The organism is Thalassospira povalilytica (assembly GCF_002844235.1).
Classification (GTDB): Bacteria; Pseudomonadota; Alphaproteobacteria; order Rhodospirillales; family Thalassospiraceae; genus Thalassospira; species Thalassospira povalilytica.
This window is the reverse complement of sequence record NZ_PGTS01000004.1, coordinates 77,770-91,955: the sequence shown is the minus strand read 5'-3', so window position 1 is coordinate 91,955 and position 14,186 is coordinate 77,770. Positions and strand designations below refer to the sequence as shown.

The window sequence follows — 14,186 nt, the reverse complement described above, 5'->3', positions numbered from 1 at the left end:
ATTCGCAAATAAAGCGGGAAGCACGCGGGCCCGGACAATGCTGCCCGGGCCCGTGGATCTTATTCCTGTGCCGCTTGGACGGCTGCTTCAAGTTCGTTGATCAAGTCGATACCAACCTTGTCTGCCATGAAGGCACGGATGGGTTCCTTGGTTGCATCAACGAATTTCTGGAATTCTTCCGGGGTGGGCTGATAGATCTCGACGCCGGCATTACGGATGACCTTAAGGTCCTGCGATTCCTTGGCAGCGATAATACCCAGCATAGCAAAGGTTGCTTCGCGGGTTGCATTGTCGAAGATCACTTTATCTTCAGAGTTCAAATTCTGATAGAATTTGTCGTTGATGGTGATCAGCGGCATGTTGATCAGGTGGTGATCAAGTGTGTAGTACTTCTGGACTTCCTGAAGGTTGGTCAAAAGCATGGTGTAAGGGGCGTTTTCCTGACCATCAACAACACCGGTCTGAAGGGCGCTGTATAGCTCTGCCCATGCAATCGGGGTCGGAGATGCGCCAAGTGCTTTGACCATTTCCATATGCAAAGGAACGGTCTGGGTGCGGATTTTCAGGCCCTTCATATCTTCGGGCGTGCGGATCGGACGGACCGAGTTTGAGAAGTTGCGGAATGCACCGGTCAGGTAGCTGAGAATCCGAACACCACTGCCCTCGGCGATCATGTCAGACAGTTTTTTGCCAAACGGACCGTCATTGAGAACCTTGCGCGCGACTTCTGTGGTCGGGAAGGTATAGGGCATTTCAAGAATCTGTGCCGGCGGATAGTAAGCCGCAAGGTGGCCTGCATTCAGGCCGCCAACCATGTCGACAAGGCCGATGGAATTCTGTTCTGCAAGGGATTCAAGATCACCAAGCTGCCCGTTCGGGAAAACTTCAAGCTTGTAGCGGCCGCCGGACTGGTTCTGGAGAACGTTGTCGAAGACCTCGGTAAAGGTCCAGTAAGGGTTGTCCAGAAGATTGCCTTCGCCATCTACGTGGGCGAATTTGACAACAGTTTGTGCGTAGGCGGATACGGAAAGAACGGTGCTCAGGCCGATGGTGGCGGCGAGGGTGACATGCCGAATTTTACGAAGGATTGTCATTTTTACTCCTTTGCCGGGCGACGCACAAAGCAGTGGCGCTTCGAAGGTTGCCTGGTTTTCCCCTGATAAGGTTAGGACGGCAGCGTGGGGCTTTTTTTTGTGCCCGATCACTGGCGCCAGCTTTGTTACCGGATGCAGACCGAACGGTTGTGCAATGATGGTTGGGCGAGAAGGACATCAAGGAATCCGATCGCATCCGGTAAATTCAAAATATATCCGATATGATGCAAGTCAACACAATATGACAAAAAATTTCCTATAGTATATTTTTTGTCATATGTGGCATATTGCATAGGATGGTATATTGTGCTGGTCATAAAAGAATCACGGCGTGCGCAATTTATGGTTGTCAGACCGGTAAGTGACGGAAATAAAAGTAAGATGTTTGCGAAAGGGAATGAGCAAGGATGAATGTCGATCTGGAAGACTTTCAGGCCAACCGACGACAGGTAAGTGTCGCAAGCGACCAGTCTGACGAGATCGGACCGCGATTGCATCACCTGCGCAAGGGGCGCGGCTGGACCTTGCAGGATGCCAGCAAGGCATCAGGTATTTCTGCATCTGCCTTTTCGAAGATTGAACGCGGCGAACTGTCTCCGACCATCTCGACCATTCAGCGCATCGCGCGCGGGTTTGATATGGATGTGGTCAGTCTGTTGTCTGACCCGGATGCGCAGCCGACCCTTTTGGGGCGTCGCAGTGTGACCCGTGCCAACGAGGGCAAGCCGCATTTGTCGGGCAATTGCGACAACAAGCTTCTGTGCGCAGAGCTAAAAAACAAGCGGATGACCCCGATAAAGACCCGCGTGGTTGCCCGTGACGTCGAAGAATATGACGTCTGGCCGAAAACCGACGCCGAGATTTTCATGACGATCCTCAGCGGCACAGTTGTTGTTCATAGCAAGATCTATGAGCCGCTTGAACTGCATGAAGGGGACTCAATGTATTATGATGCGAGTGCCGAACATGTCTGGACGCGCAAAGGGCCGGAAGAAGCCGTTGTGCTGTGGGTTTTGACGAGCTGATCTGATGGCGTTGCTTAATAGCAGTGACTACCGGGCAGCGGCCAAACGGCGTCTGCCAAAAGGGTTGTTCGAATATATTGATCGTGGCACCGAGGCCGAACTGGCGATGGATGATATCCGCCGTTCGCTCGACGCGATCAAGTTTCGTCCCTCGGTCCTGACCGGGCATTCCAGCAGTGACATGACGGTTTCGCTGTTTGATCGCACATATCCGACACCATTAATTATTGCCCCGACCGCATTGGCGGGGCTGGTATCCCATGACGGGGAAACCAAGCTGGCCCGCATTGCCGGGCGGCTTGGGATACCGTTTTGTGTTTCAACCCAGTCAGTCACGGCGATTGACGACATTCGCAAAGGTGCGCCCGATGCCGAATTGTGGCTGCAACTATATGTCTGGCGTAATCGTGACCTGACATGGGGGTTGCTTGATCGTGCTAGGAACAGTGGTGTTTCGACACTGGTAATAACGGCCGACACACCGCTTTCGCCCAAGCGTGACTATAATCAACGCAACGGATTCTCTGTTCCGTTCGTGCCGTCTGTGCGCGGGATTTGCGATGTCGCGTCCCGGCCCGGTTGGCTGTGTTCGGTGATGTTGCGGTATCTGATGACCACGGGCATGCCGACCTATGCCCATTATCCGGCAGAATTCAAAACCGCAATCACCCGTGCCGCCATCGCCGAAGATATCAAAATCGAAAATGGCATCAGCTGGGACGATATTGTGGAAATCCGGAAACACTGGACTGGTCGGATCATCATTAAGGGTGTGTTGTCTGTCGATGATGCCATCAAGGCTCGCGCATTGGGGGTTGATGGCATTGTTGTTTCAGCCCATGGCGGGCGGAACTTTGACGTCGCTGAGGTCCCGGCAGAGGTTTTGCCTGAAATTGTTGAGGCGGTTGGCGATCAGATGATTGTCATGGCCGATAGCGGGATTCGTCGCGGCAGTGACGCCCTTAAATATCTGGCGCTTGGGGCAGATGCGGTCATGATTGGACGGTTGCCGCTTTATGGTCTTGCCGCAGGCGGGGAGCAGGGGGCTTTCGATATCCTGACGATGCTGATCGAAGAAATGCAAAGCAATCTGGTTTTTGCCGGTGCCAAGGATATTGATGCTTTCCGGAAAAACGGAATCGCATGACCGCTTTTTAATGGCGACGGTCTTATCTTAAAAAAAAGCCTGTCGATGCAGTGTGCATGGACAGGCTTTTTTAGTTGGTCAGACTGTGTGGGGCACGTGTCTGCCATCTTTTTTTGGGGGGATGTGAATTACCGCGGGGCGTGGCCGTGTTCGCAGGCAAAGTCAATGTCGCTGCGGGCAATGCCGATATCTTCAAGGCGTTCACGCGGGGCATGGCGAAGCATTTCGGTGTCGCGCGCGACCTTGTGGGTATGGGCCCATTTGCGGGGCAAAAGGACGAGCCAGCGCCAGATGGATGCGCCCGAAACCGGCGCTACATTGGTGGTGGCGACGAGGGAGTCATTCGTAAACTGTGCTGGCATGATGCTGGCTCGCTAGTTTGTTTGCTAATAAGGGGCAGAGTTTCCTCTGAACCCGAAAACAATTTACGCCTGACTTATGTGAATTGGCGCGCAAACTTCGCAAATTAGTGCGAGATTTTCGCAAAAATTCTGTAAAAACGATTTTCTTTCGTTTGCGGCCTGCGCCATGTTTGGTTACAGGGTGTTAGGGGCCGAACCTGATTGATGGGTTAACATGGCATCATCACGAGCCGGGAATTCGAAACGTGGCGGAACTCGATAAATTCGACTATCGCCTGCTGGAGCTGTTGCAGGAAAACAGCCGCATGACAGGCAATGAACTGGCGGGGAAAGTTGGGCTTTCGTCGGCGGCATGCCTGCGCCGTGTTCAGCGTTTGCGTGAAACCGGGGTGATTGAACGTGATGTTGCGGTGGTATCGCCCAAGGTATTTGGCAAGCGCATGACCGTGATCGTGCTGCTGACCATGGAACGTGATCGCCCGGACCGGTATATGCTGATGCGCGAAGAATTCGCCAAAATGCCCGAAGTCGTGCAGTGCCATCACGTCACCGGTGCCCATGACTTTGTGCTGCGCATTCAGGTCGGTGACATGGAAGAATACAGTGCCTTTGTCGATCGGGTGTTTCATGAACCCTATATCAAGCGATATGAAAGTCTTGCGGTTCTCGGATCGCTTAAATGAAAAATGGCGGGCCAAAACCCGCCATTTTCTTTGTATTTCTGATGTCACCCGGACTTAGGAAAAGTCGAGTGCCCGGTCGCCATTGGCGTCCTTGATGCGGGTCGGAAGACCCATGCCATTAAGCAGATTCAGGAACGGCTTGGCCGGAAGTTCTTCGACATTGGCCATTTTCTTCACATCCCATTCGCCCGTGGCAATCAGCATCGCGGCAGCAACCGGCGGCACACCGGCGGTATAGGAAATGCCCTGGCTTCCGACTTCGTTATAGGCGTCCTTGTGATCGGCCACGTTATAGATCAGGACTTCGGTTTCCTTGCCATCCTTCGTACCCTTGACCAGATCACCGATGCAGGTTTTACCGGTGTAATCAGGTGCGAGCGAGCTCGGATCGGGCAGGCAGGCCTTTACGACCTTGAGCGGCACAACTTCAAGGCCCTCGGCGGTTTTGACCGGCTGTTCGGACAGAAGGCCGATATTTTTCAGAACCGTGAACACATTGACGTAGTGATCGCCAAAGCCCATCCAGAAACGAACGTTCGGAACGTCAAGATTCTGGGACAGGGAATGGACTTCGTCATGGCCGGTCATAAAGGTCTGGCTTTCGCCGACCACCGGCATGTCCCAGATCTTTTTGATCTCGAACATCTTATTCGATTTCCACTCGTTATCCTGCCAGGAATAGACGGTGCCGGTGAATTCGCGGAAGTTGATTTCCGGATCGAAGTTGGTGGCAAAATATTTGCCGTGGCTGCCGGCATTGATGTCGATGATGTCAATCGAGTCAATTTTGTCGAAATAGTCTTCGACCGCCAGTTTGGCATAGGCATTCACAACGCCCGGATCAAAGCCGACACCGAGGATTGCGGTGGTACCGGCCTTTTCGCATTCTTCGCGGCGCTTCCATTCATAGTTGGCATACCATGGCGGGGTTTCGCAGATTTTATCCTGCTCTTCATGGATGGCGGTATCGAGATAGGCGACACCGGTTTTGATGCAGGCCGACATCACCGGCATATTGATGAAAGCAGACCCGACATTGATGACGATCTGGCTGCCGGTTTTCTCGATCAGGGCGGCGGTTGCATCGACATCCGTGGCATCAAGTGCATGACCTTCAAGAACGCCGGGGTTCTTCAGGTTTTTCTTTTCATGGATGCTGTCGATGATTGCCTGGCACTTCGCAGCAGTACGCGAAGCGATATGGATATCGCCAAGCACGTCATTATGCTGCGCACATTTATGTGCTACGACCTGTGCGACGCCACCTGCGCCGATAATCAGAACATTCTTTTTCATGTCGGGCCAAAAACTCCCTTGTTTTGAGAGGTGGAGCACCCGTGCTCCGGTTCGCTATGAAAAGTGCGCTTTCGATTTACGAAAGGCTCGATACGTAGTCATCAAAAGTGAACTCGCGAATAACGCGTTCAGTTCCGTCCAGTTCCCGGATCACGATGGACGGCATGCCGACCCCGTTGAACCAGTTCTTTTTGACCATGGTGTAACCGGCCGCATCCTGAATGGAGATACGGTCGCCTACCTTGATCTCGTTTTCGAAATCAAATTCGCCAAAGACATCACCGGCAAGGCAGGACTTGCCGCAGATCATGTAATGATGGTCGCCCTTGTTGGGCAGGACCTTTGCGCTTTCGCGATAGATCAGAAGATCGAGCATATGGGCCTCGATCGAGCTATCAACGATGGCAAGGTTCTTGCCGTTAAACAGGGTATCAAGCACGGTGACTTCAAGGGTCGTGCTTTTGGTGATCGAAGCTTCGCCCGGCTCCAGATAAACCTGCACGCCGAATTTTTCGGAAAATGCCTTAAGGCGCGCACAGAATTTATCGAGCGGGTAGTCATCACCGGTGAAATGAATGCCGCCACCAAGACTGACCCATTCAACACGCGACAGCAGCGATCCGAATTTTTCCTCGATATTGCCAAGCATCCGGTCAAACAGATCAAAGTCGGCATTTTCACAGTTATTGTGAATCATGAAGCCGGAAATCTGATCCATCACCGCTTCGACCTTGGTGACATCCCATTCGCCCAGGCGCGAAAACGGGCGCGCCGGATCGGCCAGATCAAAGCTTGAAGTCGATACCTGCGGATTAAGGCGAAGGCCGCGCACAATGCCCGATGCCTGTGCGCTGAACCGGGTCAGCTGGCTGATCGAATTGAAAATGATCTTGTCGGCATTTTCGATGACTTCGGCGATTTCGCTGTCGGAATAGGCCACGCTGTATGCATGGGTTTCCTTGCCGAATTTCTGACGACCCAGTTTGACTTCATGAAGCGACGAAGACGTCGTGCCATCCATATAATCGGACATGAAATCAAAAACCGACCAGGTCGCAAAGCATTTGAGCGCCAAAAGCGCCTTTGCACCGGAATGTTCGCGCACATAGGCGATCTTTTCCATGTTGCGCAGCAGCTTGGATTTGTCGATCAGATAATAGGGCGTTGCGGGCATAGGCGGCTCTCTACAACTATGTCACGGGAAAATGCGGATGAAACGCGATACGTGGCGGTTTGCGCCAGTTTCCGGGTTTCGGGCAGTCACCAATCTGGTGGAAAACAACCGGATCAACTAGTGATCAGCAAGACGATGCGTGATCCAATAGACAGAGACAGATAAACTGTATTCATTCATCACTTCGTCCCCGTCATTTGAGTTGTTGCCAAAGTCAGCCGATAAGGGCTGCGCGTGTTTCTGCGTATCTGCCGCGACCCAATAGCAGCGGGGGGCAGGGTGGTCAATACCGCATTCCAAAGTCCGAACTGTTTAACATGATTGTAACGGCACTGCCGGGATTTGCAAAACACCCCGGACCGATGTGTATTCGCCAAAATAACCAAGTGCTTAGCCGTGATGCGATGCGGTGATCCTGGGGGCGATGTTATTGTTTTGATGTGTATTCGGTTGGAAACCCCACCGGACTTTCGCGATGCAGGGCGGCTTTGCGCTGGGTATCGCGCATCGGGACATGTCATGCGTGCGCGCGGGCATCTGGTATCTGGTCGCATTGATTTCGGTTTGCCATTGCCTATCTGATAGTTATGGGCGGTGCGCATGGTTTGATCGATCATGACCCGCCCGCCAACGGAGCGGCCCCGCAATGTGACGCCGGTAAGGGTGATGGTGGAATAATGTTCTTGGACGGGTGTGCCAGCACCCCCGCCAGACCGGAACCCGATGCACCGGCAAAACGCAAACCCCGTGACGGATCATTTTCCGATCACGGGCGTTGGGGCGGTAGGGACCCACAAAGACGGAGGAAACCATGCAACCTGCAGCAGTCAGTGTAGACCATCTTGCGTTTCCAACCCGCGACCTTGAAGCAACCGACCACTTTTATTCCAAGGTGCTGGCGGCCAAGCTTGTTCATGCCGAAAGCGGTTACAGCCCGTCCTGGAAAAGCGATTATTTGCTGATTACCTATGCGCTGCCTGACGGGACCAGATTGTCCTTTTATGACTGGCCGGCGGATACCGGGCCTTATCCCGATGATCCGCATATGCCAGATGATGTGTTTCATATCGGGTTGCGCTGTGCCGCGCCACGCGATGTGATTGCCTGGCAAAATCATCTGTTTCAGCACAAGGTCGTCTATCACAATGAAGATGACGGACAGTCGCGGCGTCTTTTCATTCGCGATCCCAATGGCATCCGGTTCGAGATTTTTGCATCCGAAAGTGCCAAGTCCGGACATGATCACGAAGGCAATGCCCGTGCGGTCATTGGTGAATGGAAAAAGATTTCCGGCGACTGATCGGGCGTTCTGCCGATGAAAGATCGCTGACCGGTTCGGGCTGCGATGGTTCCTTATGTGTCAGGATGCCGGGCAGGGGCCGCTGCTTTGGCGGATGATCAGTTCGGTCGGGATAATGACCGGACCGGGTTCGCGATGTTCAAACATCCCCTTTGATCCCAGACGGTCAAGAAGCAGGCTGATTGCCTGTTCGCCAAGGCGGCGGCGCGGCTGACGAACGGTGGTGATGGGCGGATCATAAGCCGCGGCATGGGGAATATCGTCAAAGCCGACCACCGATACATCTTCGGGGATACGAAGCCCATATTCCTTGGCAGCAACAATCACGCCGATGGCCATGCCATCACTGGCACAGGAAACGGCGGTCGGCCGGGTTTCAGGGTCGGCTAGAAGCGCCCGGCCTGCTGCAATACCCGAATCAATCGAGAAATCCCCGCGATAAATCAGGGCCGGGTCATGGGCAATGCCGGCGGTTTCGAGGGCGCGGCGATATCCGGCAACGCGGTCCGTGGTCAGGATGTTGGTGGATGGGCCGCTGACATGGGCGATGCGGGTATGGCCAAGCTCTGTCAGGTGACAGTTGGCGATAAAGGATGCCTCGTCATTGTCAATGATCACGGTTGGCAAGGCGCAGCCCGGGATCCGTTCGCAGGCAACAACCACCGGCGGCGTGGCATTGGCCGGAGCATTGGCAAGCGATGCAGGAAGACGCCCGTTCAGCAGGATCATGGCATCGGCCTGATTGCTGCGCAGATAGGCGGCATAGGTGGCTTCGCGTTCGGGATCGTTTTGTGTATCACCGATTAGGACATTATAGCCCGCCTGGCTAGCACCTTTTTCGATTCCGGACAGAATCGCCGAAAAGAACGGATTTCCGATGTCAGGCACCAGCAAAAGGATCATGCCCGAACGGTTCAGGCGCAGGTTTCTGGCCATGACATTGGCGGTATAGCCGGTCGCGGCGATCGCAGTTTGCACTTTTTCGCGTGTGGTTTCGGAAACCACATCAGGTTTGTGCAAGGCCCGGCTGACAGTGGCAATAGATACCCCTGCATGGCGGGCAACATCTTCAATCGTCGCGATTTTTTCACTCATGCTTCTTCCTACTCCGCCCGATAAACCCTGTCCAGCGGCATTCGATACATCGTTGTCGGTGGTGATTTTGGTCACAATCATGAAAATGTAAAGGTTTACATTCAAAATGAAAACGTTTACACAGTGATAAATACCGCCAGTTCAGGTGAATGGCCGGTCTGTTGGCGCCCAATGCGCCCGGGCGGGGCATTTATCGCGGCACGCGGTGCTAAAAGCTGATCGCAAAAAAAATGCGACGCCAGGGAGGATACATTCATGACGGATGCGGCCGTTCACGCCGTTAATCCCGATCAACAGGTGCGCACACGCCTGTCCGGTCGGCAGATTTGCAAGTCATTCGGATCTGCACAGGTCCTTTTTGATGTTTCCATCGACCTGATGGCCGGTGAAGTTCATGCGCTGTTGGGGGAAAACGGTGCTGGCAAATCGACACTTGTGAAAATCCTGTCCGGTTATCATCAGCCCAGCAGCGGCGAACTTGTTCTTGATGGGGCGCCAGTCACCTTTCATGACAGCGAGGCCGGTGAAAATCACGGTGTGATCCTGATCCATCAGGAACTGAACCTTGCCGAACAGCTGACCGTTGAAGAAAACATCTTTCTGGGGCGCGAGATCAAGCGTGGCTGGTTCCTTGATAAAGCCACGATGCGACAGGAAGCCGCAAAGCTTCTGAGCCAGTTACAATGTGATGTTGATCCCAAAACCCGTATCCGTGATCTGTCGGTTTCTGATCGCCAGATGGTCGAAATCGCCAAGGCGCTTTCGAAAAAGGCCGATATCCTGATCCTCGATGAACCGACCGCCGTTCTGACCGGGCGCGAGGTCGATATCCTGTTTGACCAGATCAGGCGCCTGCGCGATCAGGGTGTCGCGATCCTGTATATTTCCCACAAACTTGATGAAATCAAAGCCATTGCTGACCGGGTAACGGTTCTGCGCGATGGCCGCCATATCACGACCGAACCGGTCGCGGGTCTTGAAAAGGATGATATGGCGCGCCTGATGGTCGGACGTGACATCAAACAGATGTTCCCCGATCGCACCCCCGGACATGCCGGTGATGTTGCGCTTTCGGTACGCAATCTGTCGGTGGACGGTCAGGTGCGTGACGCCAGCTTTGATCTTAGACGCGGCGAGGTTCTTGGTTTTGCCGGGATCGTCGGGGCGGGGCGTACCGCCCTTATGGAAGCGATCATCGGGCTTCGCGAACGCAGTTCAGGCCAAATCGAACGCAATGGCAATCCGGTCGCGATCAATAGTCTTCAGGACGCCAAAAAGTGCGGGATTGCCTATCTGACCAAGGATCGAAAAGGCAGCGGGCTTCTTTTGAATATGGAAATGCGCCCGAACCTGACCCTTTTGGCGTTGGAGAAATTCGGGCGGGTGATCATTGACCGTAAGGCCGAGGAAGCCGCCCTTGAAGCCGCCATCGAGGCCTTTGACATTCGGGCCGCCGATCGCAAATCCAAGGTCGGTGATTTTTCCGGCGGCAATCAGCAAAAGCTGTTGCTGGCCAAGGTCATGGAAACCGATCCGGAAATCGTGATTATCGATGAACCGACACGCGGCATCGATATCGGCACCAAAAGCCAGATTTATCATTTCATCGGTGATCTGACCAATCGCGGAAAATCCGTCATCCTCCTGTCGTCTGAAATGCCTGAGATGCTCGGCCTGTCTGACCGTATTGCGGTCATGGCAGCCGGGTGCATTACCGGCATTCTTGAAGGAAACGACCGCAACGAACATGAAATCATGCGGCATGCGACAGGAATTTCAGGCAAGCAGGGAGTGTCTGTTCATGAATAGCCTTGAGCGAACCGAAAGATCGGCTTCAAGCGGGTTCACTATTGATTTCAAGGCATTGGGTCCGTTTCTGGCCCTTGTCGGCCTGTTCATTCTGGGAACCGCGATCAACGAAGCGTTCCTGAGTGGTGGCAACCTTGCCAATATCTTTACCCGTGCGGCCTTTATCGGGATCATCGCGGTCGGGGCGACCTTTGTGATTACCGCTGGTGGAATTGATCTTTCGGTCGGGTCGATGGCGGCCTTTATATCGGGTGCGATGATTGTTGTGATGAACACGCTGGTCGCAACCCTTGGCGCCGGGATTGAAACGGTTCTGATCGGTGTTGTGCTCAGCATTGTTCTGGGTGTCGGGGCCGGTGCGATCAACGGGCTTGTCAGTACCAAAGGCAAGATCGAAGCTTTCATCGTCACCCTTGGCACCATGGGGATTTACCGGTCGCTTGTGACCTATATGGCCGATGGCGGGACGCTGTCGCTTGATTTCGAGGTGCGCGGTGTCTATCGCCCGGTCTATTACGGCGATGTTCTGGGCATTCCGGTGCCGGTTCTGGTGTTCTTTGCAGTCGCGGTTGCCGGCTATGTGTTGCTGAACATGACGCCGTTTGGCCGCAAATGCTTTGCCATCGGATCAAACGAGCAGGTCGCGCGGTATTCGGCAATCCATGTCGACCGGGTCAAGACCATGACCTATGTGATCCAGGGGCTTTGCGTGTCGCTTGCCACCATCATCTATGTGCCGCGCTTGGGATCTGCATCCAGTTCCACGGGCGTTCTTTGGGAACTCGAAGCGATTGCCGCGGTGATCATTGGCGGCACGATGCTTAAAGGTGGCTATGGCCGGATCTGGGGCACGGTTGTTGGTGCAATCATGCTGACCACCATTGGCAATATCCTGAATTTGACGGATGCGATCAGTAACTATCTGAACGGAGCGGTTCAGGGGCTGATCATTATCGTGGCTGTGTTCCTGCAACGCGGGGACTGGCGACGCAAAAAGAGCAAATAACCGGCGATCAACGTCCGGGAAGAATGTGAAAACGCATCATTTTTTGATCAGGAGGAAGCGTTGATGAAAACGTTTACAAAATATCTGGGGGCTGCTTGTGTGCTGGGTCTTGGCCTTGCATCCACGACGGCCTTGGCGGCTGATAAAATCAAGATCGGGGTTTCCATTCCTGCGGCAACCCATGGCTGGGCCGGTGGCCTGAACTGGCATGCCGAACAGGCTGAAAAGCGGATCGAGGCAACCTATCCGAATATCGACATCATCGTGGTCAGCGCGAATGGCGCATCCGAACAGGCCAACGATCTTGAAGATCTGGTATCGGTTCAGAATATCGACGCGCTTGTGGTTCTGCCCTTTGAATCCGATCCGCTGACCGTTCCGGTCCAGCAGGTCAAACAGGCCGGCAAGTTTGTCACGGTGGTTGACCGCGGTCTTTCGCTTCCGGGGATCGAGGATGTCTATGTTGCGGGCAATAACCCGGAACTGGGCCGTGTATCGGGTGAATATATTCGTGAACGTCTGAATGACGAAGGCAAGATCGTTGTTTTGCGCGGCATTCCGACCACGGTTGATACCGAACGTGTTGATGCGTTTGTCGAAACGCTTGATGGGTCAAAGATCGAAATCCTTGATATGAAACATGCCAACTGGAACCGCGATGACGGCTATGAAGTGATGCAGGACTTCCTGTCGCGCTTCCCGAAAATCGATGCGGTCTGGGCACAGGATGACGACATTGCGCTTGGCGTGATCGAAGCGGTCAAACAGGCCGATCGTACCGATGAAATGTTCATCGTTGGCGGTGCGGGCATGAAAGACATCATCAAACGCGTGATGGATGGCGACAAACTGACCCCGATTGATGTGCTTTATCCGCCGGCAATGATCGCAACCGCGATTGATATCACGGTGATGAAGTTTACCTCGAACGCGCCGGTCGAAGGCCGTTACATCCTTGGCGCCACGGTTGTCACCCAGGACAATGCCGAGAACTTCTATTTCCCGGACAGCCCGTTCTAATCGGGTTTGGTTGAAACGAGCACGCTTGCGTGTCGGGCGGCTGTCCGCCCGACACATCCATCTTTCCCCGATATCCCGTCAGGACGCAGTTAAAGAGGCCCGCAATGAAAACACTTAAGGGACCGGCAATCTTTCTTGCACAGTTTGCAGGCGATGAAGCCCCGTTCGATAGCCTTGATTCCATTGGTCGCTGGGCTGCGTCGCTTGGATATAAGGGGGTGCAAATTCCCAGTTGGGACAAGCGCCTGTTTGATGTTGAAAAGGCCGCATCAAGCAAGGATTACTGCGACGAAATCACCGGAATTCTTGGCCAGCATGGTGTCGCGCTGACCGAACTTTCCACTCATTTGCAGGGACAGCTTGTCGCCGTTCATCCGGCCTATGATGAAATGTTTGACGGTTTTGCCGCACCGGAAGTCCGCGGCAATCCAAAGGCCCGTCAGGAATGGGCCGTCAATCAGGTCAAGGCCGCGATCAAGGCATCAAACCATATGGGTATTTCGGCCCATGCGACATTCTCGGGCGCGCTTGCCTGGCCCTATGTTTATCCGTGGCCGCAACGCCCGGCCGGTCTGATCGAAACCGCGTTTGATGAACTTGCCAGACGCTGGAGCCCGATCCTTGATGCTGCCGAGGATGCCGGGGTTGATATCTGCTATGAAATTCATCCGGGCGAGGATTTGTTTGACGGGGTGACATTCGAGATGTTCCTTGAACGCGTCAGGAACCACCCGCGTGCCAACATCCTTTATGATCCAAGCCACTTTGTGTTGCAGCAGCTTGATTATCTTGATTTTATCGATATTTACGCGGATCGTATCCGCATGTTCCACGTCAAGGATGCCGAGTTTAATCCGACCGGACGCCAGGGCGTTTATTCCGGGTATCAAAGCTGGGTCGGGCGGGCCGGCCGGTTCAGGTCGCTTGGCGACGGGCAGGTCGATTTCGGTGCGATCTTCTCGAAATTGGCGGCCATTGATTTTGATGGCTGGGCCGTGCTGGAATGGGAATGCGCCCTTAAACATCCCGAAGACGGTGCCCGCGAAGGGGCCGAATTCATCAAGAATCACATCATTCGCGTAACTGAAAAGGCCTTTGACGATTTTGCCGATGGCGGCACCGACGAGGCGGCCAATCGCCGCATCCTTGGCCTTGGATAGGCCGTCGTAAAAGAC

General features: G+C 54.0%; 13 protein-coding genes. 8 read left to right on the top strand and 5 right to left on the bottom strand.

The genetic code is table 11. The features are described 5' to 3' along the window. Positions 1–59: 59 nt before the first annotated feature. Positions 60–1,094, bottom strand: coding sequence for a TRAP transporter substrate-binding protein (locus CU041_RS11880; RefSeq protein ID WP_101247102.1), 1,035 nt, complete (start codon positions 1,092–1,094; stop codon positions 60–62). A gap of 407 nt (positions 1,095–1,501) precedes the next feature. On the opposite strand from CU041_RS11880, the gene CU041_RS11875 reads away from it, so the two are divergent. Next, on the top strand, positions 1,502–2,119 hold the full coding sequence (locus CU041_RS11875) for a helix-turn-helix domain-containing protein (protein ID WP_101247101.1): 618 nt from the start codon (positions 1,502–1,504) through the stop codon (positions 2,117–2,119). 4 nt (positions 2,120–2,123) lie between these two features. Next, entirely contained in the window at positions 2,124–3,266 is a 1,143-nt protein-coding gene (locus CU041_RS11870) for an alpha-hydroxy acid oxidase (RefSeq protein ID WP_212733795.1), read from the top strand. A 128-nt stretch (positions 3,267–3,394) separates the two neighbouring features. Here CU041_RS11870 and CU041_RS11865 read toward each other — a convergent pair whose 3' ends face one another. Further along, positions 3,395–3,628 carry a hypothetical protein gene (locus CU041_RS11865; RefSeq protein ID WP_101247099.1) on the bottom strand — a complete coding sequence of 78 codons (234 nt, stop codon included), beginning with the start codon at positions 3,626–3,628 and terminating at the stop codon, positions 3,395–3,397. A gap of 245 nt (positions 3,629–3,873) precedes the next feature. Here CU041_RS11865 and CU041_RS11860 point away from each other — a divergent pair, with 245 nt between their 5' ends. Continuing rightward, positions 3,874–4,311, top strand: a complete 438-nt coding sequence (locus CU041_RS11860) for an Lrp/AsnC family transcriptional regulator (protein WP_068516952.1) — start codon at positions 3,874–3,876, stop codon at positions 4,309–4,311. Between the two features lie 54 nt (positions 4,312–4,365). On the opposite strand, the gene CU041_RS11855 is transcribed toward CU041_RS11860, so the two are convergent. Both CU041_RS11855 and nspC read right to left on the bottom strand, forming a co-directional pair. Further along, positions 4,366–5,607, bottom strand: a complete 1,242-nt coding sequence (locus CU041_RS11855) for a saccharopine dehydrogenase family protein (protein WP_068516951.1) — start codon at positions 5,605–5,607, stop codon at positions 4,366–4,368. A 76-nt stretch (positions 5,608–5,683) separates the two neighbouring features. After that, positions 5,684–6,781: a carboxynorspermidine decarboxylase gene (gene nspC, locus CU041_RS11850; RefSeq protein WP_068516950.1), complete on the bottom strand. Its 1,098-nt coding sequence runs from the start codon at positions 6,779–6,781 to the stop codon at positions 5,684–5,686. Between the two features lie 811 nt (positions 6,782–7,592). On the opposite strand from nspC, the gene CU041_RS11845 reads away from it, so the two are divergent. Next, positions 7,593–8,081: a VOC family protein gene (locus tag CU041_RS11845; RefSeq protein WP_068516949.1), complete on the top strand. Its 489-nt coding sequence runs from the start codon at positions 7,593–7,595 to the stop codon at positions 8,079–8,081. Positions 8,082–8,141: 60 nt separating this feature from the next. On the opposite strand, the gene CU041_RS11840 is transcribed toward CU041_RS11845, so the two are convergent. Then, entirely contained in the window at positions 8,142–9,176 is a 1,035-nt protein-coding gene (locus tag CU041_RS11840) for a LacI family DNA-binding transcriptional regulator (protein WP_101247338.1), read from the bottom strand. Between the two features lie 255 nt (positions 9,177–9,431). Between CU041_RS11840 and CU041_RS11835 the strand changes: the two genes are divergently transcribed. From CU041_RS11835 to CU041_RS11820, 4 genes are all read left to right on the top strand, one after another. Continuing rightward, positions 9,432–10,985, top strand: coding sequence for a sugar ABC transporter ATP-binding protein (locus tag CU041_RS11835; RefSeq protein ID WP_101247098.1), 1,554 nt, complete (start codon positions 9,432–9,434; stop codon positions 10,983–10,985). After that, positions 10,978–11,991 carry an ABC transporter permease gene (locus CU041_RS11830; RefSeq protein ID WP_068516947.1) on the top strand — a complete coding sequence of 338 codons (1,014 nt, stop codon included), beginning with the start codon at positions 10,978–10,980 and terminating at the stop codon, positions 11,989–11,991. The genes CU041_RS11835 and CU041_RS11830 overlap by 8 nt, the downstream gene beginning before the upstream one ends. A 63-nt stretch (positions 11,992–12,054) precedes the next feature. After that, positions 12,055–13,011 (top strand): ABC transporter substrate-binding protein, encoded by a 957-nt coding sequence (locus CU041_RS11825; protein WP_068516946.1) that lies wholly within the window; start codon positions 12,055–12,057, stop codon positions 13,009–13,011. A 104-nt stretch (positions 13,012–13,115) separates the two neighbouring features. Beyond that, on the top strand, positions 13,116–14,171 hold the full coding sequence (locus CU041_RS11820) for a sugar phosphate isomerase/epimerase family protein (protein ID WP_101247097.1): 1,056 nt from the start codon (positions 13,116–13,118) through the stop codon (positions 14,169–14,171). Positions 14,172–14,186: the final 15 nt, after the last annotated feature.

What these genes read in the sequence shown, in the direction of transcription:
- CU041_RS11880 (WP_101247102.1), bottom strand. Translation starts at nt 1,094, where the DNA reads ATGACAATCCTTCGTAAAATTCGGCATGTCACCCTCGCCGCCACCATC.
- CU041_RS11875 (WP_101247101.1), top strand. Translation starts at nt 1,502, where the DNA reads ATGAATGTCGATCTGGAAGACTTTCAGGCCAACCGACGACAGGTAAGT.
- CU041_RS11870 (WP_212733795.1), top strand. Translation starts at nt 2,124, where the DNA reads ATGGCGTTGCTTAATAGCAGTGACTACCGGGCAGCGGCCAAACGGCGT.
- CU041_RS11865 (WP_101247099.1), bottom strand. Translation starts at nt 3,628, where the DNA reads ATGCCAGCACAGTTTACGAATGACTCCCTCGTCGCCACCACCAATGTA.
- CU041_RS11855 (WP_068516951.1), bottom strand. Translation starts at nt 5,607, where the DNA reads ATGAAAAAGAATGTTCTGATTATCGGCGCAGGTGGCGTCGCACAGGTC.
- nspC (WP_068516950.1), bottom strand. Translation starts at nt 6,781, where the DNA reads ATGCCCGCAACGCCCTATTATCTGATCGACAAATCCAAGCTGCTGCGC.
- CU041_RS11845 (WP_068516949.1), top strand. Translation starts at nt 7,593, where the DNA reads ATGCAACCTGCAGCAGTCAGTGTAGACCATCTTGCGTTTCCAACCCGC.
- CU041_RS11840 (WP_101247338.1), bottom strand. Translation starts at nt 9,176, where the DNA reads ATGAGTGAAAAAATCGCGACGATTGAAGATGTTGCCCGCCATGCAGGG.
- CU041_RS11835 (WP_101247098.1), top strand. Translation starts at nt 9,432, where the DNA reads ATGACGGATGCGGCCGTTCACGCCGTTAATCCCGATCAACAGGTGCGC.
- CU041_RS11830 (WP_068516947.1), top strand. Translation starts at nt 10,978, where the DNA reads ATGAATAGCCTTGAGCGAACCGAAAGATCGGCTTCAAGCGGGTTCACT.
- CU041_RS11825 (WP_068516946.1), top strand. Translation starts at nt 12,055, where the DNA reads ATGAAAACGTTTACAAAATATCTGGGGGCTGCTTGTGTGCTGGGTCTT.
- CU041_RS11820 (WP_101247097.1), top strand. Translation starts at nt 13,116, where the DNA reads ATGAAAACACTTAAGGGACCGGCAATCTTTCTTGCACAGTTTGCAGGC.